Source organism: Curtobacterium sp. NPDC089185, from assembly GCF_040685235.1.
GTDB classification, from domain to species: domain Bacteria; phylum Actinomycetota; class Actinomycetes; order Actinomycetales; family Microbacteriaceae; genus Curtobacterium; species Curtobacterium citri.
On record NZ_JBFBHK010000011.1, the window covers coordinates 50535 to 69460 of the forward strand.

The 18926-nt window shown below is 67.9% G+C and carries 23 protein-coding genes; 5 read left to right on the forward strand and 18 right to left on the reverse strand.

What is annotated here, in order from left to right:
- Nucleotides 1-491: 491 nt before the first annotated feature.
- The 9 genes from AB0N84_RS12200 to AB0N84_RS12240 form a co-directional block, all read right to left on the reverse strand.
- The gene (locus AB0N84_RS12200; RefSeq protein ID WP_363546609.1) at nucleotides 492-950 is read right to left on the reverse strand and encodes a MarR family transcriptional regulator; all 459 of its coding nucleotides are present in this window, start codon (nucleotides 948-950) and stop codon (nucleotides 492-494) included.
- Nucleotides 947-2434 (reverse strand): MFS transporter, encoded by a 1488-nt coding sequence (locus AB0N84_RS12205; RefSeq protein WP_363546611.1) that lies wholly within the window; start codon nucleotides 2432-2434, stop codon nucleotides 947-949. Before AB0N84_RS12205 ends, AB0N84_RS12200 begins: the two co-directional genes overlap by 4 nt.
- Nucleotides 2435-2463: 29 nt before the next feature.
- Complete coding sequence (locus AB0N84_RS12210) at nucleotides 2464-3666, reverse strand: FAD-dependent monooxygenase (protein ID WP_363546614.1); 1203 nt, start codon at nucleotides 3664-3666, stop codon at nucleotides 2464-2466.
- Between the two features lie 752 nt (nucleotides 3667-4418).
- Complete coding sequence (locus AB0N84_RS12215; RefSeq protein WP_363546617.1) at nucleotides 4419-5309, reverse strand: chromosome condensation regulator; 891 nt, start codon at nucleotides 5307-5309, stop codon at nucleotides 4419-4421.
- A 40-nt stretch (nucleotides 5310-5349) separates the two neighbouring features.
- Complete coding sequence (locus tag AB0N84_RS12220) at nucleotides 5350-5568, reverse strand: cold shock domain-containing protein (protein ID WP_363546730.1); 219 nt, start codon at nucleotides 5566-5568, stop codon at nucleotides 5350-5352.
- Between the two features lie 47 nt (nucleotides 5569-5615).
- Entirely contained in the window at nucleotides 5616-6152 is a 537-nt protein-coding gene (locus AB0N84_RS12225; protein WP_363546620.1) for an AAA family ATPase, read from the reverse strand.
- A 144-nt stretch (nucleotides 6153-6296) separates the two neighbouring features.
- A complete protein-coding gene (locus AB0N84_RS12230) occupies nucleotides 6297-6689 on the reverse strand; it encodes a hypothetical protein (protein ID WP_363546623.1) in 393 nt (130 codons plus the stop codon).
- A gap of 377 nt (nucleotides 6690-7066) precedes the next feature.
- Nucleotides 7067-7579: an ATP-binding protein gene (locus tag AB0N84_RS12235; protein WP_363546626.1), complete on the reverse strand. Its 513-nt coding sequence runs from the start codon at nucleotides 7577-7579 to the stop codon at nucleotides 7067-7069.
- 111 nt (nucleotides 7580-7690) lie between these two features.
- A complete protein-coding gene (locus AB0N84_RS12240) occupies nucleotides 7691-8497 on the reverse strand; it encodes a response regulator transcription factor (RefSeq protein WP_363546629.1) in 807 nt (268 codons plus the stop codon).
- Between the two features lie 207 nt (nucleotides 8498-8704).
- Here AB0N84_RS12240 and AB0N84_RS12245 point away from each other — a divergent pair, with 207 nt between their 5' ends.
- Complete coding sequence (locus AB0N84_RS12245; RefSeq protein ID WP_363546632.1) at nucleotides 8705-9187, forward strand: GNAT family N-acetyltransferase; 483 nt, start codon at nucleotides 8705-8707, stop codon at nucleotides 9185-9187.
- A 47-nt stretch (nucleotides 9188-9234) separates the two neighbouring features.
- Here AB0N84_RS12245 and AB0N84_RS12250 read toward each other — a convergent pair whose 3' ends face one another.
- Both AB0N84_RS12250 and AB0N84_RS12255 read right to left on the reverse strand, forming a co-directional pair.
- Nucleotides 9235-9441 carry a hypothetical protein gene (locus AB0N84_RS12250; protein ID WP_363546635.1) on the reverse strand — a complete coding sequence of 69 codons (207 nt, stop codon included), beginning with the start codon at nucleotides 9439-9441 and terminating at the stop codon, nucleotides 9235-9237.
- Between the two features lie 108 nt (nucleotides 9442-9549).
- Nucleotides 9550-9954, reverse strand: a complete 405-nt coding sequence (locus tag AB0N84_RS12255) for a hypothetical protein (RefSeq protein ID WP_363546638.1) — start codon at nucleotides 9952-9954, stop codon at nucleotides 9550-9552.
- An 82-nt stretch (nucleotides 9955-10036) separates the two neighbouring features.
- Between AB0N84_RS12255 and AB0N84_RS12260 the strand changes: the two genes are divergently transcribed.
- Nucleotides 10037-10237: a hypothetical protein gene (locus AB0N84_RS12260; RefSeq protein WP_363546641.1), complete on the forward strand. Its 201-nt coding sequence runs from the start codon at nucleotides 10037-10039 to the stop codon at nucleotides 10235-10237.
- 612 nt (nucleotides 10238-10849) lie between these two features.
- Here AB0N84_RS12260 and AB0N84_RS12265 read toward each other — a convergent pair.
- Nucleotides 10850-11782, reverse strand: coding sequence for a hypothetical protein (locus AB0N84_RS12265; RefSeq protein ID WP_363546644.1), 933 nt, complete (start codon nucleotides 11780-11782; stop codon nucleotides 10850-10852).
- On the reverse strand, nucleotides 11779-12657 hold the full coding sequence (locus tag AB0N84_RS12270) for an SDR family NAD(P)-dependent oxidoreductase (RefSeq protein WP_363546647.1): 879 nt from the start codon (nucleotides 12655-12657) through the stop codon (nucleotides 11779-11781). Before AB0N84_RS12270 ends, AB0N84_RS12265 begins: the two co-directional genes overlap by 4 nt.
- A 51-nt stretch (nucleotides 12658-12708) precedes the next feature.
- Here AB0N84_RS12270 and AB0N84_RS12275 point away from each other — a divergent pair, with 51 nt between their 5' ends.
- Nucleotides 12709-13290, forward strand: coding sequence for a TetR/AcrR family transcriptional regulator (locus AB0N84_RS12275; RefSeq protein WP_182046288.1), 582 nt, complete (start codon nucleotides 12709-12711; stop codon nucleotides 13288-13290).
- A gap of 41 nt (nucleotides 13291-13331) precedes the next feature.
- On the opposite strand, the gene AB0N84_RS12280 is transcribed toward AB0N84_RS12275, so the two are convergent.
- The 5 genes from AB0N84_RS12280 to AB0N84_RS12300 all read right to left on the reverse strand — a co-directional run bounded on the left by AB0N84_RS12280 (nucleotide 13332) and on the right by AB0N84_RS12300 (nucleotide 17455).
- The gene (locus tag AB0N84_RS12280) at nucleotides 13332-14720 is read right to left on the reverse strand and encodes a LamG-like jellyroll fold domain-containing protein (RefSeq protein ID WP_363546650.1); all 1389 of its coding nucleotides are present in this window, start codon (nucleotides 14718-14720) and stop codon (nucleotides 13332-13334) included.
- A 62-nt stretch (nucleotides 14721-14782) separates the two neighbouring features.
- Nucleotides 14783-15379 (reverse strand): hypothetical protein, encoded by a 597-nt coding sequence (locus AB0N84_RS12285; protein ID WP_363546653.1) that lies wholly within the window; start codon nucleotides 15377-15379, stop codon nucleotides 14783-14785.
- Between the two features lie 189 nt (nucleotides 15380-15568).
- Nucleotides 15569-15775 carry a tautomerase family protein gene (locus tag AB0N84_RS12290; RefSeq protein WP_182046285.1) on the reverse strand — a complete coding sequence of 69 codons (207 nt, stop codon included), beginning with the start codon at nucleotides 15773-15775 and terminating at the stop codon, nucleotides 15569-15571.
- Nucleotides 15776-15812: 37 nt separating this feature from the next.
- Nucleotides 15813-16715, reverse strand: a complete 903-nt coding sequence (locus tag AB0N84_RS12295; protein WP_363546656.1) for an SDR family oxidoreductase — start codon at nucleotides 16713-16715, stop codon at nucleotides 15813-15815.
- Entirely contained in the window at nucleotides 16715-17455 is a 741-nt protein-coding gene (locus tag AB0N84_RS12300) for an SDR family oxidoreductase (protein WP_182046283.1), read from the reverse strand. Before AB0N84_RS12300 ends, AB0N84_RS12295 begins: the two co-directional genes overlap by 1 nt.
- Before the next feature lie 96 nt (nucleotides 17456-17551).
- Here AB0N84_RS12300 and AB0N84_RS12305 point away from each other — a divergent pair, with 96 nt between their 5' ends.
- Entirely contained in the window at nucleotides 17552-18298 is a 747-nt protein-coding gene (locus AB0N84_RS12305; RefSeq protein WP_363546660.1) for a TetR/AcrR family transcriptional regulator, read from the forward strand.
- A complete protein-coding gene (locus AB0N84_RS12310) occupies nucleotides 18298-18795 on the forward strand; it encodes a VanZ family protein (RefSeq protein WP_182046281.1) in 498 nt (165 codons plus the stop codon). Before AB0N84_RS12305 ends, AB0N84_RS12310 begins: the two co-directional genes overlap by 1 nt.
- The last annotated feature ends 131 nt before the right edge of the window (nucleotides 18796-18926 follow it).

Genomic DNA, 18926 nt, shown 5'->3' on the forward strand with positions numbered 1-18926 from the left:
GGCATCTGGTTTAGGCGCGCGGTCGGGACGACAGGGCGGATGACGACCGCGGTGATCACTCCGTGCCGTGTCGGGATCTGGAGCCGGGTTTCCGCGGGTAGTTCCGTCGTAGTGAGGGGGGCCGCGATCTTCGGAACGTAACGGACTCGGGAACCTAAATTGGCGAGGAGCCAGAAGACCGGGTTGATGCGTCGGCGTTGCATGGTGACCTTTCGGGGTGTTCGAATCATGACGTGAAGCAAGAAATTGATTCAGGGTGCAGTGTTGCCGAAGGCAATTCGCCGTAGGCCTGGACCTGCTGCTCTGCGCACCGACTGAGGTGCTCAAGACCCCAGGAGCATTTGGCCGGAGTGGCGGCTACCGAACCTGTGCGCTACAGGTGAGATTGTGATGAGCTGCTGGTGACCGCTGGCCGTCTGGCATCGACGGTTAGTCGCTCCGGTAGCGGCGCCTGATCGGCTCCCGCGAGGTTTGTGCGGGCGGGAAGAGGATCAGTCGGTGCTGGGTGATGTGCTCTGCGGCAAGACTGAGGCGAAGTGCCGCAGGAAGGCAGCGTGCGTAGCGAGCTCGGTGTCGCTGTACGAGGCCAACGCCCCCTGCAGATCGTCGGCAGACGCGTGCAGGAACGGCGCCGTCTGCAATCGGGCGTCGTCGGTGGCGCGGAGCGTCACGATGCGGCGGTCTTCGCTTTCGCGGGTGCGGGTGACGAGCCCGCGCGCTTCAAGTCGCTTAATCAGTGCGTTCGTTGCGCCCGAGGTCATCCCGATTCGCCAGTGCAGTCGGGCTGCGGACAGCGGGTTGCCTTCGTTCTCTGCCCAGAGGATCTCGCCGAGGGCGGCGCCGTCGTTCATGGGGAGATCGAGGAACGCCGCCAAGTGGTGCGCTGACTCCTGGTACCGGATGGCGTAAGACCTAAGTGCTTCCAGAACGTCGGTCCGCGGGTCAGTCACGACGCTGATTCTCTCGCACGCTTGGAACGCAGAACGAACGTCATGGTGATGGCGATCAGAACCAGCACTGCCGCGGAGACCAGGTATGCGGTGTGGTAGCTGCTCAACTGAGCGAGGAGCTGCTGGCGGGCCCCGGTGCCGTTGGCTTGTACGTAGTCGGAGGCGACGGCTTGGGCGACTGTGGAGAGGATGGCGGTGCCGATTGCGCCGCCGACTTGCTGGACAGTGTTGACCATCGCGGAAGCGACGCCGGCGTCGGCCGGGCGGACGCCGGCGGTCGCGAGGTTGAAGGAGGCGCCGAAAATGTTGCCGAGCCCGAGTCCGAGGGTAAACAGGCCGAGACCGATCGTGACCCAGTAGTTGCTGGTGAGGGAGGTCGTGGTCAGGATCATCAGCGCCGCTGCGGCGAACAGGACGCCGGTGATGATGACAACCTTCGGGCCGAACTTGGTCAGCAGGCGCGGCGCGATCAGTACCGAGCTGAGCATGATGCTCAGCGGCATGGGGAGGAACGCGACACCGGACTGAAGCGGCGTGTAGCCGCGGACGACCTGCAGGTAGTAGGTGACGAAGAGGAACACGCTGAGCAGGGCTGCGCCGACGAGCGCCAAGGTGATGAACGCGCCACCTCGGTCCCGGTCGGTGACCACCCGCAGCGGAAGGAGCGGGTGCGCGACCCGAGTCTGGACAATGCAGAAAGCGACGGTTAGCACGACACCGGCCGCGAGCGGCACAAGCGTGATCGCAGCTCCCCAACCTTTCTCCGCGGCGGACGAAAAGCCGTACACGATGCTGACGAGACCGAGGACGATCAGCACGGTGCCGAGGGCGTCGAGGCGGGGCGTCTGTTCGGGCTTGGTCTGCTTGGGGATGAACAGCACGGCGCCGAGGATGGTCACGGCCGCGAACAGCAGGTTCACCAGGAGGCACAACCGCCATGAGGTGTATTCGGTGAGCGCGCCGCCGAGGACGAGTCCGATCGCGCCGCCGGCGCCGGCGACTGCCCCGAACACCCCGAATGCGCGGGCTCGTGCCTTCGGTTCGGTGAACGTCGTGGTGAGCAGCGCCAGCGAGGCCGGCGCAACGAGCGCGCCGAAAGCCCCCTGCAGGGCGCGGCCTGCGATGAGGAACTCCAGGTTCGTCGCAGCACCCGCTATCGCGGACGCAACCGCGAAGCCGACCAGGCCGGTGATGAACGTCGCCTTCCGGCCAAACAGGTCCGCGAGACGGCCTCCGAGCAGGAGCAGACTGCCGAACGCCAGCGCGTATGAGGTCACTGCCCACTGGCGTTGTGCGTCGGTAAACCCGAGGTCTGCTTGGGCGCTCGGCAGGGCGATGTTGACGATGGTGCCGTCGAGGACGACCATCAGTTGCGTCACCGCTAGGGTCGCAAGGATCCAGCCCGTCCGGAGCGGCCGCTCCTGATCGCGCGACTTCCGAGTGCTCTGGCTCGCCGGAGTGGTCGTCGTTTTCGTGTTGGTCATGCTGTGTGTGTTCCTGTCGGTTCGGCGGGTCAGAGCGCTTCGTAGGCGGGCAGGGCCGGGACGTGCTTCTCGCTGGTGAGGTGCTTTTCGGCGAAGCGCTGCAGCGGCTTCGCGGACGTCACGCGGTGCAGGGTTTGGATGCCTGCACGACCGAGACGTGTCGACGGGTGCAGCAGCCGTGCACCACCAGCAGGGAGGCCCTGTGCGCTGTCTGCGTATCGGCGGAGCAGCCGCTCGTACTCGCCGAACGCGTCGTGGTGCGTCGTCGGGCCGTTGAGGGTCTTGCCGAGTTCACCGGCGAGGATGTACCCGCCCGCGAGCGCGAGTGTGGTGCCCATGCCGGTCGGCCCGGACCCCCAGGCGGCGTCGCCGACGAGGACGACCCGCCCCTTGCTCCACCGGGACACGACGACCTGTTCCATGCGCTGCACGTAGAACTCGTCACGGCGAGCGTCGAATCCGTCGAGGATCCGGCTCGTCTGCCAGCCGGCATCGCGGAACCTCGCGCGAAGGACGTGAAGCTGCGCCTCGACGGGGAGGGTTTCGAAGCCCATCGGCTCGGACTCGAACGACATGCTCGCCCGGATGGTGCCTTCATTGTCCGGGCGGATGGATGCCACGCGACCCCGGGTGCCGGTGTACCAGTCCCAGTACTCGGTGTCCTCCGGGGTCCGGTCGATGGTGCCGTAGGTGATCGTCACACCAAAGTCGCGCAGCTCGGTCTCCTCGACGAAGAGGATGCGACGCGTGCGAGAGCTCCTGCCCTCGGCCACGATCACGAGGTCGAAGCGCTCGGTCGCGCCGCTGTCGAACGTCACCTCCGCAACGTCGGAGGTCTGCTGGACACCGATGATGAAGTCGCCGTAGCGGAGGTCGACGCTGTCGGGGACGAGATCGACGAGGATCCTGGAGAACCGTCCGCGGAGGATTTCGATCTCAGCAGTCGGGCCGTCGCCGGTGGTGCTCTTCGGAAACTCCGCGTACGGCTTGCCGTCGCGTTCGACGTAGCGGGTGCCGGCCTCACCGGTGAGGTGCTGCATAACGATGCTCCGGACGCCGAGTCGGTCGAGGACGTCCTTGCCGATGCCGCGCACGTCGATGTTCTGTCCGGTTTGTCGCTGCTCGGCCGACCGTTCGAGCAGCGTCACGTCGAAGCCGGCGCGGGTAAGGCCCCAGGCGAGGGTCGGGCCGGCAACACTGGCGCCGGTGACGAGGACACGGGGACGGGACATGGTTCCTGCTCTCGGAGTTGTGCAGACGGAGGGTTGGCTACGCCGAACAGTACACTTCACAGTGATACTACTTCACAGGGAGAACAAACAGGGTGGTGCTGGCTAGCCTTCAGCCCGGGCGGGATGCGCATTGATAGCGCGACCGACCCTCGTCTCTCGGTGTCGAATACGACCGTCTAACGGACGCTTGGTCGTACTCCCCGATGGAGTGTCGGAGCCGATCGATCTGTGCTTCGACGGCCTCGTAGCATTCCTGGTCGGTCGGAGCGTGCCCAAGATCACGTCTGAGGTCGTTGCGGAACCTTTCGGTCATATGTCGCATGAGTGAGACGGCGGTGCCAGGATGATCGACTGCGTCGAGGAAGGCGGCTGCGAGGTTCGCGAGGACGCCGATCATGATGCGACGGTCAGCGACGGTGACGAGCTCGGGATGATCCATGGCGGCGTGCCTACTCCGATCCGGCGCTACGGGATGAGGCCGCTTTTCGTCCGATAGGCGATCGGCTATCGAGACGCCAGTGGGGCCTTGCTGGTAAGCAGGCACATGCGCATCCGCCCCTTGACTCTCACGCTCCTGATCCTGCTGGCAGCATGCGGAGTCGGGCTCTTCGTGTTGCCACCAGGAGTGCCGACGAAGATCGTCGGAGCAGCGTGCGTCGTGATGGCGTTCATGGTGCTGATCTTCTCGGAACGAGCTGGTCGGTCAGGGCGCTGACAGCACCGGGGTGTTCCCGGTGCCGTCAACCCATCGGCTATCGAGACGGCCCGTCCGGCTCGCTCAGCAGCCAGTCGGTGACTTCGCACTGGCCGGAGCTGTTGCTTCCCGACGCGAGAACGTGCCCATCTGCGCGTAGAGCGACCGTGTGCTGTGAGCCAGCGGACACCCGCACGACGTCACGCCAGAGGCCGACGTCGCACTGACCGTGCGAGTTGTCACCCGCGGCATACACCCGACCGTCGCTGGTCACACCGACCGAATGGTGACTGCCTGCCGCAATCGAGACCACGTTTCTCCAACGAGCGAGGTCATGGAGGCCGGCCGTGTGGTCACCCACGCCAAGGACCGTTCCCCGATCGGTCAAAGCGATCGTGTGAAGGTAGCCCGCGGCCACGGCCCGCACTCCCGACCACTCGGAGACGTCGCACTGTCCTCGGCGGTTGTTGCCGACGGCCAGGACGGTGCCGTCTCTCCTGAGTCCGACCGAGTGCCAGTCACCCGCAGCTACGCCTCGAAGGTCTGTCCAAGACGCGACGTTGCACGCTCCCTCATTCGGGCGGCCCGCAGCGCGTGCCGTGCCATCCTCCAGGACCGCGACAGTGCGTCGCCAGCCGGCGGCGACAGCGGCGACTCCTGTCCACGAGCTGACCTCACACTGGCCGTCTCCGTTCCACCCGGTCGCAAGCAGTGCACCGTGGGTGGTGAGCGCGACGGTGTGGGAGCGTCCCGTGTTCGGAGCGGTGTGCACGTTCCCGACCGCGACGGTGACAACGTGTTCCCAGGTCTGCACCTGGCACTCCTCAGCGCGAGGACTGCCGGCGGCCACCACGGTCCCGTCCGATCGGACTCCGATCGAGTGACGTCGACCGGCAGCGACAACCGCGGAGGTGACGTCGCTTGTCAGCACAGGCATAGACCTCATCATGGTGGCGGTATCGACCGTCCGTCTGCGGATCCTTCAGTGGTCAGATGATCGCGACGTCGTGGGCTCGGAAGAAGTAGCCATCCTGCCCCGGAGGGTATGGCTCCACTTGGAACCGAACACGTTGTCCGGCTCGAAGTGAGTGGTAGCCGGTCATGTTGACGTTGGAGAAGTGAACGAAAACCTCTGACTCGACCTCGTCCGAACGGAGAGCGCCCCAACCGCCCTCATCACTCCACCAGACACACACGCCATCGACCATCTGCACCAGCGCACGCTACCGCGCTGGGTCGTCCGATAGCCGATCGTTCAGCGAGACGCAGGAGTTTCGAGGTCGAGTCTGGCGGCGATGAGTTGCGCCGTTCTGTCTGCGCTGAGATCGCTTGTGTCGATCCACCAACCGCGGTCTCCGAAGCCGCGACGAATCGACCGGTCGAGTTCGTCGTACCCGTCGAAGGTGAACCGCTCGCTCGCTTCTCTCCCTGCGTCGCGCTCCTTGCACGCAGCTGCGCCCGGGGCAAGAACAACCAGAGAGAAGGGATCCGACGAGAGATGCCCGAGTAGTCGATCGAGGTGCGCACCATCCGGGATGACGCAGTCGATGACCGTGACGAACCCAGCCTCGGTGAAGTTCTTGGTCAGCGCAGCGAGATTCCGGTAGCTGAGCTCGACCTGGCGGGCGGCCTCTTCCGCGGGTTGACCAAGTGGCCATACGGCGCCGGCGATGATCATGGCGTTCAATTCATCCGCTGCGATCCGCGCGGCGCGCGGCAGCCTCGTCGCGAGAAGTCGACTCACGGTGGACTTGCCCGCACCGGGCATCCCGGTCAGGATCACTGTCTGCACGAAGCCATCCGATCACGTCCGCGGTCATCCGGCTCCGAGGTGAGCTCCCGACGTCGGCTTGGTCCGAGGAGCCATCAGGCAGCCGGTGCCCGGTAGCGGGTCGGCTATCGGACGCTTCTTTGCCGACTTACCGAAGCTGTGCTTTCACGACGGTGCTTCGTCGCTCGATGAGTGATGGCGCTCTTCACCGTCGAGGAGCCAGTTCTCGACGATCGATCGGGCGTGGGCGCGGTCACTGTCTGTGGGCGCGGTGATCATGGCGGCGCGGCGGACGAACGCCCACATCAGCGTCTCTCGCGGTACTCCTCCGGCGCTGCGCCAGTCGATCGCCGGGAACCGTTCGACACTGACGATCTGCGCTCGTCGGATCCGAGTGGTGAGCAGGTAGTCACGAAGCACCAGCTCGTTCTCCTGGAGGTTGATGCCGGCCCCAACTCCGCGGAGAGCGATGAGAACGGTGACGCCCACGAGCAGGAGGGCGAAGGGCCAATCACGGACGTCCTCGACCAGGACAACGACCGCGAGCACCGTGAGCACGGCTGCGCCTGCTCCGAGTGTGACGCGTGTCACGACTGGCACCGGAACGTCTCGCCGTGTCCGCACCGCCTCACGCACCGTTCGCGACGGCGAACGCGGCCACGAGCCCCGCCACTAGGACGATGAACCCAGCCACGAACCACGGGATGGCGGGGGGAGCACACCGCTGCTGCCCCCACCCGTGGTGCCGCACGGTCTTGACCACGGCAACCACGAGAAGGGCCGTTCCGATCACCATGCCCGCGATCAGGATCGGCAGGAACAGGTCAGCTCCGTTCTTGGCTCGACTGTAGACATCACTCGCCGGTTGGCGGGTTGGATCTGTGCTGACTACCTTGCCAACGGCGACGCCGCAGAAGTGTCCGGGGCCCCAGCGCCTACCGGGCGTGGAGTTCGAGGTAGTCGAGGGCCTGGTGGACCGTCTCTTCAAGAGGGCCGGTGCTATCGATGACAAGCCGATTGTCCGTGCGGGGCTCGTACTCGTCGGCGGTGCGCTGTACCTCGTCCCACGTCGGCAAGGTGAACCCGGGCAGGTCGTTCGCACGCTGTTCGACGCGGCGACGGTGTTCCTCAACGTCCGCACACACGACCTCGATCACGCGCAGCGGTACCCCGGCGGCATCCGCTGTCGACACCCATCCGGCCCGGGCGGCTTCGACGCCGCTCACCGCGTCCGCGATGACAGTCTGTCCTCGCCGCAGGTTCGGTACCGCGATGGCATGCATGATCGAGTACGCCGCGATCCCCGACTGCTCGCGCGGGATTCGGTACTTCCACATCGCACCCTCGATCGCGTCGACGCGGAGCGTCAGCGAGGGCAGCAGCTCCGCGAGCGCAGCAGACAGCGTCGACTTCCCTGCGCCGGGAAGACCACAAACCTGAACCAGCACCGACAACTCCTTCGTTGGCCGTAGCTCCTTGTCTATCGGTCATGGACGCGCAGCACCAGCGAAGTGGATACGCACGCCATGGCCCCGATGACGTGTCCGAATGCCGATCGGCTATCGAGATGTGCTCGGCGTCATCAAGCCAGTGCGGTAAGCGAACGCGATGAGCTCGCTCCTCGACGACAGCTCCAGCTTCGACAGGATGCTGCCGACGTGCGACTTGACTGTGGCTTCGCTGATGAACGCCGTCCGCGCGATGTCTGCGTTCGAGCGGCCCTCCGCGACCAACGCGAAGATTTCCCGTTCTCGCGCCGAGAGGTCGCTGATCGACTCCGGCGCCACAGTTGGCCGGTCGCCCTGTGTTCGTTCTTCTCGTCGCCCCAGGTGGTTGCTACCGAGCTTCCACAGACCAGCGGTCGCAGTGACGCAGACGACAACCCAAGTGAGCGCGTTCAGAACCACCTCGCTGCCCCACGGTTGCCCGTTGACGAGACCCCACCGTCCTGACACAGACAACGCGGGGATCGTGAGCAGCAGGCCGACGACGCCAGACGACACCAGCAACAACACGAACGTCTGTGTGCGCCTGGTGGCCGATGTCGAGCGGGCGAGCACAAGAGGGAGGGGCAACAGGATGAGGTACCCGACCCAGCTCACCTGGCTGAAGCGCGTCGGCCAGAACAGCAGTTGCAGGACGACGAGAGCTACCAGCAGCATGATCGATTGGCGCGACCGGAAACCAGAGAGACCGAGCACGACGGCGTACCCGATCATCACGAGCACTGCGTACGGGTTTGTGAGGAAGGTGTCGTTCCGTGTCGGGACTACATCCACGACGCCAGCACGCTGGGTGACCCACCAGGCGGCCAGCAACACCAGCGCCCCAGCAGGGGGGCAGAACACGAGCAACCGTTTCCTCATGGGGTCACGGTACGGCGGCAAGAAGCGTCGCAACGGCCGATGGCACGACGTTCCGCCGAAAGGAGGACTCGTCCTCTGGTCGGATTGCGCCGAGCTTCCGCCCTCCGTCCGATGAACGATGGGGAACCGGATGGGGCGATAGACTGTCTGCAACGAAACCTCTGCCGACCACGGCGGAGGTTTTCCCGTATGAGCACTCCCACGCCCTTGACCATCACCACCGCTGACGAGCGACACCGCCCACAGCTCGAACAGCTCTGGACCATGTTCCGGCACGAGATGTCCGCGTTCACTGGCACGCTCCCCGACGAGCGCGGCCGGTTCCGCCAAGAACGGCTCGATGCCGGCCTCTCCGAACCGGGCTGGTCGGCGCACGTCTTCCAGCTCGGGCCGCACCCGGTCGGATTGGCGGTCCTCCGCGGACTCGACACCGACGAGCACGTGATCAGTAGCTTCTTCGTCGTGCACGGAGCGCGACGCTCTCGCATTGGACGAGCAGCCGTGACAGAGCTGACCGCCGCGCACCCCGGTCGATGGGCTGTTGCCTTCCAGGACCGCAACGAGGGCGCAGCGAAGTTCTGGCACACGGTTGCTGCTGAACTCGATCGGTCGTGCACGTTCGAGCAGCGAGACGTCCCCGGTCGGCCTGAACTGCCCTCCGACTCCTGGGCCCGCTTCTGTGTCCGATAGCCGATCCTTCAATGGGACGAGCGGCGAGGAGCCTTCTGCTCTGCTTGTCAGCCCTTCGGTGGCCTACGAGTCGCGCGGAAGACGATGAAGGCGGAGATCGGCACGCAGAGCCCGCTGACGGCGGTGAAGTACGGACCTGGCCGAGAAGGATCGAGAGCGATCTGTACGACGTCGGCCAAGAGAACCACGAGCCCGACGAAGCCGAGGACCGCCCATAGCCGTCGACCCGTCTCCGTGCCGATCCTCTTCGCCACTGTTGCATCGTAGAGACAATCACTGGCGGAACCTGACGACAGCCTTCGGCGTGGGCGCTCCTGCCGTGCGGTAGCCGATGGTCGCCCGAGACGCGACCAACCGCGGGATCACAAGCGCTCTCCTCGCTCCTTCCGCGGAGCGCGCGTCGCAGCCAGGGTCATCGCAATGATGAGCAGGATCAGGAGCGCGATGGTGAGGACGCGTTCGTCAGCGGCGAACCCGCCCGCGAAGAGCGTCCAGATCGGCGTCACCGTGCTGGTTGCTCCGAGAAGAGTGACCATCATCACCCGTATCACTCGCGTGTTCCTCAGAGCGGCGACAACGATGCTGAGGGCGAGTATTGCGGTGATCACGCCGGTACCGACCGCGGCAGGGGTGGTCCGTGCGCCGGCTCCGCACGACTCGGGTGCCGGGTAGATCGCTGGGCAGACCTGCTCGGCACCCATGCCGAGCCAGGTTGCGGCAAGACCGCACAGAGCGATAGCGGTGGATCGAAGCACGAAGGTCCCCACACCGACATCGTCTCAGTAAACGATCGGCTAGCGGCGGGCTGGAATCAAGACCTCGCCGTCTGATGCTGGCTAAGTTCGTCTCATGAGGAAGTCCAAGTTCTGGCGTCCGGCGAGCGTTGCAACCGCATTCCTCGTGCTGGGTCTGGTGTGCCTACTGACGCCGATGCGGGCCGCGATCACGACCCACGGCTTTCCGACATGGATCCTCGGCGTCGGCCTTCTAGCCGCCGGCGTGGGCCTGTGGGTCGACGCGCTGATCGGCCGAGCTCGAAATCGCGATTGAGTCAAAGAGCTGGAGCATCCAACAGCGGTACTCAGGGTCGGTCAGCTCTGACCTCGACGTCGCATCCACGTACTGGACGACCATCGGTTATTAAGTCGAATTCGGTTGAACTTGGGGCGGGGCGCACATCAACCTGCCGTTCGTTCCCGTAGAAGGGAACCCCGCAGCGCTAGGACTCCCACTCCGGATCGTCGAGCCATTCGTTTGCGGCGCTCACCGTGGCGGCGTGCGTGTATCCAACGAGCTCACCCAGGAACTCCGAGCTGTTGCAGCTGTCACCTATGGACCGCGCGCACCAGGAACCGTCATCGAGCTTGATCATCATGAAGATCGATTCCGCCCTCGTTCATTCCGGCAGGGGCGCCGCCGTCAGCTCACCGACGAGGTCGCGCAGTGGCACGTGAGGCCGTTCTTCGTCAGAAGCCATCCTGGGACCCGTCCTTCGATCCGCGTCGAGCCTAACTGGCGGCCCTCAGGCTCAATCGCGCAAAGCGCCGTCTCTGGCTAGCGCGAATAATGCGGCACTGCATGGCACCAAGGGTGTCTCGCTGAAGGATCCCCTAGCGAGGTCTTCGAGGAGCCTTTGATCGTTTCGTGGCTCGTCGATAAGTGTCACGAGTTTCGGTGGCGGATGATCACTGAGGCGGAGCCCATGAGGAGGGCGACGATTCCGACGACCTCGATTGTGAGGAGGTCGGGGTGGAGGACCGACTGGCCTCGTAGTGCCTGCCACAGCGTGATCGAGGTGGCTGCGGCGTAGGCCGCCCCGGCGGTGACCACGACGCGCAGCCGAGTCTGTTCGCGCATAGTCGCCGGCAGGACGAGCGCGAGGAGGGGGAGTACCTGCAGAGCGTGCATTCCCACGAAGTGGGACACCCGGAGGTCGCCGTGGACGGTGTTCCACCCGAGGAAGGGGATGCCGCCGGACGCGTCGTCACCGCCGACGGAGTGTGACCCGTACGTCCCCGAACCCGGGTCCGCGAGCTGCGCCGCCGTCGGGACGACCATGAGGAAGCCGACGGACAGGCCGACCAGCGCGATGACGAGACCGATCCGCAGTGCCCAGGCCGTTGCCCGGTCCGGCAGGTGCGAGAAGACGGCGACCGCGGCGCCGACCAGCAGGGTGGCGCAGTACATCAGGGTGACCCCGCCGGCCATGAGCTGGTAAAAGAGCTGGTTCGTCGGCGTCGAGACGTTGAAGTGGCTGCCGACACCGCGCACCACCTGGACGGCGATGACGACGATCTCCAGGAGGGACGCGCCCGCGCCAATGGTCCCGGCCCACCAGCCGAGTCGACGGAGGACGGGGCGCTGCACCATGGAGAGCATCCACGCCAGCGTCACCGCGTAGAGCGCCAGCGAGATCGAAAACTTGAGCGGCTTCGCCCAGATCGGGTCGGCGGCGAGCGTGCGGTGGTCGACGAGCATCCCCACGAGGCAGACCACCGCCCAGACGCACATCGCCGCGGCGAAGGCCACGAGCGGTCGATGCCACCCGCGCGCCCCGGGACGGACCGCCGGGGTGTCGACGCGGACGGTGCTCACCGGCGGGCGTCCACTGCGGTCATGTCCTCGGAGATCGACCAGAGACGAGCCGCGATGTCCGGGTCCTGCACGCGCTTGGACCGCCCGATCACCTCGGCGCCGCCCCGCATGTGCATCATGCGCTGCGGCCCGACGAAGGTGTCCCCGGGCAGGTCGGCCGTCGCGGCCATGAGGGAGGGTAGCGCCCCGTCCTCCGGCTCCTGTCCGAGGACCGGGACGAGTCGGTCCCAGAGGTTGGGGCGCGCTCCGGCCGGTCGCTCGTAGATGGCCGTCTTGACCAGCCCGGGGTGCGCGGCGAGGGCGCGCACGCGGGACCCCGCCGCCAGCAGCCGCCGGTCGAGTTCAGAGGTGAAGAGCAGGTTGGCGGCCTTCGAGTCGGCGTAGGCGCGGCCGCCGTTGTACGTGCGTCGGTACCAGTCGAGGTCCGTGAGGTCGAGTCGGGCCATACGCTCCGCTTGGGAGGCGACGGTGACGACCCGGTCGGTGATGTGCGGCAGGAGCAGAGTCGTCAGCAGGAAGTGCCCGAGGTGGTTCGTGCCGAACTGGAGTTCGTGCCCGTCCGCGGTCCGCTGGAGGTCCTTCGACTCGACGCCGGCATTGTTGACGAGGATCGCGATCGACTCGTCGATGCCGGCCGCGAACGCCTCGACGGTCTCCAGTCGCGCGAGGTCGAGCGCGCGGACCCGGTGCGTTCCCGGCGTTCCCGGGAGGGTCGACGCGACCGCGCGCCCCTTCTCCGTGTTCCGGACCGCGAGGACGATCCGCGCTCCCGCCCCGGCCAGTGCGACGGCCGTCGCCCTCCCGATGCCGCTCGTGCCGCCGGTGATGATCACGGTCTCGTCGGTCGGTGCCCGACCGGTCCTGGTGTCGTCCATGACGTCAATGTAGACACCGCAAACATTGTTGTCAACGCCTACACTGGAGGCATGAGTGCGCAAGCGCGGACGTACCACCACGGGTCGCTCCGGCAGGAGCTCGTGCGCGAGGGGCGCGCGCTGCTGATCGAGGAGGGGCAGCAGGCGGTGACGGTGCGTGAACTCGCGCGTCGCGTCGGTGTGAGCCACGCTGCGCCGCTGCGCCACTTCCGCGACCGCGACGCCGTCCTCGACGCGATCGCCGCGGACGGCTTCGACGAACTCCGCGGTCACCTGGAGGCCGCTCGCGGACCGGGGGACCTCGAGCCTCGCCTCACGGCGTACGTCCGGGCGCACGTCCGCTTCGCCCAGCGGAACGGGCCCCTCATGCAGCTGATGTTCGCCTCGACGGAGGGCGAGACCCGGGACGAGGCCTCGCGGTCCTCGGCGGAGCGGTTCTTCACGCTCGGTGCGGAGCTGCTCGGCGAGCGCGACCCGTCGTCGCTGGGCCCCATCCCGTTCCTGCTCGCGGCGACGACCGAGGGCATCAGCGCGCTGGCGGCCGCCGGCCGGATCCCGCCCGACCGGGTGGACGACGTCGTCACCGCGGCGGTGCGGATGCTCCTGCCGCAGATCGAGCAGCAGCTCGGCTGAACTCCGACGTCTCGGCACGCGACGCCGGGGCGACCTGCCGCTCACCGGCCGGCTGCGAAGTGTTCCTCGACAGCTGCTGCCGACAACGTGTCGTCGTAGACGGTGACGTCGTCGAGGTTGCCCTTGAAGTGGAACGTCGTGTGGTTGCCGGGCCAGCCGTTGAGGTTGTCGAAGCCGATCCGCCACCATCCGGTGCTGACCTCGGCCCTGGTGTTGCTGTTCGCCACGACCTGCTTGCCGTCGATGTAGAGGCGCATGCCCGAGGCGTCCATGGTCGCGGTGGCGAGGTGCCAGGCACCGTCGTTGAGGCCGGCTGCGGAGCTGATCGCGGTGTTGGTGCCGTTGTAGGCGCCGAAGTACACGGCGCCCTCGTCGGAGAGGTAGAGCTGGCGGTCGTACTTGGTGGACTGGTCGGTCTGGAGGTTCCCGAAGCCGAGGAGCACCCCGCCGGTGGTGGTGGTCGTCCTGAACCAGGTCTCGATCGCGAACACCTGCGGCGCCTCGATCGCCGTGTCCGTGATCACCTGCCCGCGGACCCCGCCGGTCAGCAGGGACGGGCTGTCGCCGGGACGACACGTGCCCGGGGCGAGGGAGACGCCCGGCGTGAGGGTGCCGTGGTGCCCGTTCCCGGATCCGTCGGCCGCAGTGGTCCCGGGTGCGTCGTCGAAGCGGTAGGTCAGCCACGTGTGCGCGAACGGGGCGCGCTGAAGGCACGGGAAGGTGCCGGTGGCGAAGCGGTCCGCCGTGTTCGCGGCGGTCGCCGTGAACGCCGCGTGCGCGGCGCTGTTCGCAACGACCGCCACGGCGAGGCCCGCGGCCAGCACACCGATCAGGGCCACGCTCCGGGGTCGTTCCGCCCGGCCGGACCGTCGCCGTCGCCGTCCGTGCCCGACCGGACGGGTCACCTCGGACCCGCCGGGGCCGCTCAGTCGGGACGAGAGCACGAGGGCGCCGCCGAGTCCGAGCGCTGCCGCGGCGAGCCTGCCGGTGTCGTGCTCGCGGACCCATAGTGCGGGGAGACCGACCAGCGGGACCCGGAGCACGCCGATGCCGCGCACGTCCTCTGGGTCCACCGTCCGGGCGTCCGGCGCGGGGTTGGCGTCGCCGCGGAGCTGCAGGGCACCCGACGGCGTCCTCGCGACGAGTCGGTGCAGCAGCAGCGCTCCCGGGCGATCGGGGTCCTCGACCAGGAGCACCTGCCCGACCGTCACGTCCTGACCGTGGACCGGCATGGCGACGACGACGTCGCCGGGGCGGATCTGCGGCGCCATCGAGCCGGAGACCACCGTCGTGGGGATCCACGCCCACGCCGCGGGCAGCGCTGCCCACAGCAGCAGGCCCACCGTGACCAGGAGGACCGTGCGGCCGAGCAGTGCTGCGACGAACACCACCCAGGTCGCGGCAGAGGCGTCCTCGGACAGCGTCGCCACCGTTGCGGGGGACCGTTCGCGTCGTCCGTCCGGACGCGGGGCGACGTCGACCACGACCGGACTCAGGAACTCTGGGCTTCCCAGGTGAAACCGATGCGTGCGGTCCCGTTCTGGGCAGAGTTCGGCGTCGCAGGGTCGAGTGCGACCGTCATCTGGTAGGTGCGCGACTCGGGTGAGCCGCCGGCGGTGCGCCAGGTGCCGACGCCGTTCGAGGCCTTCGTGGCGGTCGTCCCGAAGTCGGCGAGGGTGCCCGACCAGACCATGGCGCCGGACGGCAGCGGGGTGAATCCGCTGCAGTTGCCGAAGGTGCCACCGGTGCCCTGCGTGATGGAGACGTTCAGCGAACTCGACAGCGAGTTGGTGGTCGAGGGGCTCGTGCCGTACAGCTTGACCGTCGACGGGAGCGAGCCGGTCGACGTGACGACGATGCACGAGGTCTGGCTGTCGCCGGGCTTCAGGCCGGTGGCCGTGAAGAGCGCGGTGTCGGAGTCGTCGTCGCTGAGCGCGACCGACCCGGCGGACCAGCTGTTCGGGGCGTTGCTCGTGGTGGCGGAGAAGGCGGCGTAGGACGCCTGCGCGATGATGAGGCCGGACGCCAGGACCGCAGTCGGGACGACGGCGAGGGCGATGGTGCGGCGTGCTCGCTGGGTGAGCTGCATGGTCTTCCTTCGGGAGTGTCGACACACCGAGATCGCGGACGCGCGACTGTGTCGGGTTTCGGAGAACGGTGTCTGGGGTGGCCGCAGGCGGAGCCCCAGGTGCGGGGTGCGCGTCGACGGTGAGCAGCAGCGTCGACCCGCGGAGTGTGGTGGGAGCCGGTCGTGCCGGCCCCCACCACGGGCGGGCTATCAGACGCGGCCGAGCAGCGCCTCGTTGAGGATGGTGCCGCCGAGCATCCAGCCGCCGTCGGCGACCTCGTCGAGGATGACGAGCGTCGTGGGGCGGGCTCGTTCGCCGTACGCGGCGACGATGGCGTCGGTGACGGCGTCCTGGAGCTTCTTCTTCGACTCGGGGGTCAGGGTGTCAGCGGGGACCTTGATGTTGGCGAAGGGCATGGTGTTCCTCTCGGTGGGTGTCCCGGACGGTCCGGGGTCAGAGTGCGGCGTTCGCGGACAGGAGGTCCCCGATGCCGACGCGGTGGTAGAACTCGGCTCGGATGCGGTCGCCCACCGCCGACACGACCTCGCTGCCGTCGCGCGAGGGGTCGACGTGGACCCGGTACGGGCGACTGCCGGCGGGGAGACCGACCAGGCGGACGATCTCGTCGGCGACGTCCTGCACGTCGGCGTCCACCGGCACGATCGCGGCGAGACGCCCGGTCAGGTCCTGGCGGAGCCCCCCGTACTCGGCGTCGTGTTCTGCGACACGTGCGGTGTCGTCGGGGACCGCGGCGTTGGTGAAGTGGTTCGTCCCGGAGGTGAAGGCCCCCGGCATGACGATGGTGGTGTCGATGCCGAAGCGGATCAGTTCCGCGGCGTAGCTCTCGGCGAGGGCGTCCATGCCGGCCTTCGCGGCGAAGTACGGCGCGAGGAACGGCGGGTGGCCGCCGCGGGTGGACGAACTGCCGACCCAGACGACCAGGCCGGATCGCCGGTCGCGCATGTGCGGCAGGGCGGCACGGGCGACGCGCTGGGCGCCGACGACGTTGACGTCATAGAGCGCCGCGAACTGCTCCGGCGTGAACGCCTCGGCGGGTCCGTACGCCATGTGCCCGGCGTTCTGCACGAGGACGTCGATGCGTCCGTGCTTGCGGACGACCGTGTCGACGGCGTCGTCGACGGACTGCTGCGACTGGACGTCCAGCTCGACGGTGCCGAGCTGCAGGCCCTCCTGCGCGGCGAGGTCCGCGAGCGCGGTGCGGGCGGGTGCGTTCCGGCCATCGACGGCACGCATCCCCGCGACGACAACGTTGCCGGCCCGCGCGAGCGACTCCGCGGTCAGTCGACCGAAGCCGCTGGACGCGCCCGTGACGAGGATGACACGGGGCGTGGCCATCAGACCATCCCGCCGTTGGCGCGAATGGTCTGCCCGTTGACCCAACGGCCGTCGGGCCCGACGAGGAACGCCACGACGCCGGCGATGTCCTCCGGCCGCCCGAGGCGCTCCAACGGCGGCACCTTCGCCAGCGCGTCGATCTGCTCCTGCGTCTTGCCGTCGAGGAACAGCTCGGTCGCCGTCGGCCCAGGGGCCACGACGTTCGCGGTGACGTCCCGGCCGCGGAGCTCCTTCGCCAGGATCATCACCATGCCCTCCGCCGCGCTCTTGCTCGCGACGTACGCGCCGTAGGTCGGGAACTGCGTCCCCACGACCGACGTGGACAAGCCGACGAAGGCGCCGCCTGCCCGGAGTCGGCGGGCTGCCTGCTGCGCGACGACGAAAGTGCCACGGATGTTCGTCCGGTGGAGTGCGTCGAGGGCCTCGAGGTCCTGGTCGGCGATGGTCGACAGGGCGAGCCGTCCGGCGGAGTGCACGACGACGTCGACGCCGCCGTGGTCGGTCTCGACCCGGTCGAGCATCGCGGCGACGGCGTGCTCGTCGGCGACGTCGGCCTGCACGGCAAGAGCGCGCCCGCCTGCTCCTTCGATCTCGGCGACGGTGGCGGCTGCGGCGTCTGTGCCGCTGGCGTGGTTCACGACGACGGTGAAACCGTCTGCGGCGAGTCGGGTCGAGATCGCGCGGCCGATGCCGCGGGATCCGCCAGTGACCACGGCGATGCGCTCGGGTGCGGTGCTCATGGTGCTTCCTTTCACTGGTACGCGTCGTTCATTTCGACGTTACGCAGACGCTAACACGGATACGATCATCGATACAACCTGCGCTACGATTGGCGCATGGCCCGTACTGACGAAGCACTCCGGAGCGATCTGCTCCGCGCCGCGGAGGCGCAGCTGGTCGCTGCGCCCGACGGCGACGTCGCCACCCGTGCGGTGTGCGAGGCGGCGGGTGTCACCCAACCGGTGCTCTACCGCCTGTTCGGCGACAAGCGCGGGTTGCTCGACGCCCTCGCGGACGCGGGGCTCGAGCGCTACACGCAGCGGAAGGCCGAACTCGAGGTGTCCGACGACCCTTCGGTGGACCTCCGCCGGGGTTGGGACGACCACCTCGCCTTCGCCCGCGAGCACGCCGCGCTCTACCGGCTGATGTTCGCACCACGCCCCTGGGCGAGCAGCGCCGCGAGGGACGGTCTGACGGTGCTGCTCGAGCGGACCCTGTCCCGCTGCGCCGCCGCCGGCATGCTCCGGATCGACGTCCCCGTCGCGGCGACGATGCTCCTGGCTGCCAACGTCGGGTTCGCGCTCGACCGGATGGCGGACCCAGACGCTGTCGGCACGAGCGAGGTCGCTGACACCCTGCGGGACGCCGTCCTCGACGCGGTCCTCGTCGCCCCGTCGCGCCGGGGCGGCGCCGCGGACCCGGACGGCGCCAGCGCGGCCGCGCGTCGCCAGGTCCGCGCCCAGCTCGAGCAGGGGGCGTCGGACGCGCTCCTCCCGGAGGAGTCTGCACTCATGCGCATCTGGCTCGACCGACTCGACCACGACCGCGACCGAGACCGCGACCGCGACCGGAAGGCCTCCTGATGATTTCCACGTTCCTCGTCGAACACGCATCCCTGTTCCGCGCGGGGTTCTGGGTGGTCGTCGTGCTCGCAGCCGTGCTCGCATGGGTGCTCCACCGGCTGCGCCTCCGCGGGGTGCTGCTCGGTCTGTCCGCGGTGTCGCTCGTCGCGGCGCTCGTCCTCACCCTGCTGCCCGACGGCACCCGACCCGGCGGTGTCAGCTGTACGGTGCAGTTCTCCGTCCCCTTCCAGGGCCTCGACACTCTCGCCAACGTCGCGCTGCTCCTGCCGCTCGTGCTCTTCCTCGGGGCTGCGACGGGCCGCCCCCTCACGGTCCTCGCGGGTGCGGTCGCGCTCTCCGCCGGCATCGAGGCCGTCCAGGCCCTCGCACCCGCGCTCGGCCGCCGGTGCGACACGAACGACTGGTTCATGAACACGGTCGGAGCAGTCCTTGCAGCAGCCATCGCCCTCGCGATGTGCAGGATCGATCGACGCCGCGGTACCACCGTCAACGCCTGAACCACTCATGACAGTGGGCCGGTCGACACCGAGTCGGTGCCGAGGGTGGTCACGGCGCGACGTGCGCATGGTCTCCAGCCGACGTGAGGATCGTGGGCACCTCAACGGCCCTCGGAACGGTCTTGGTGTCC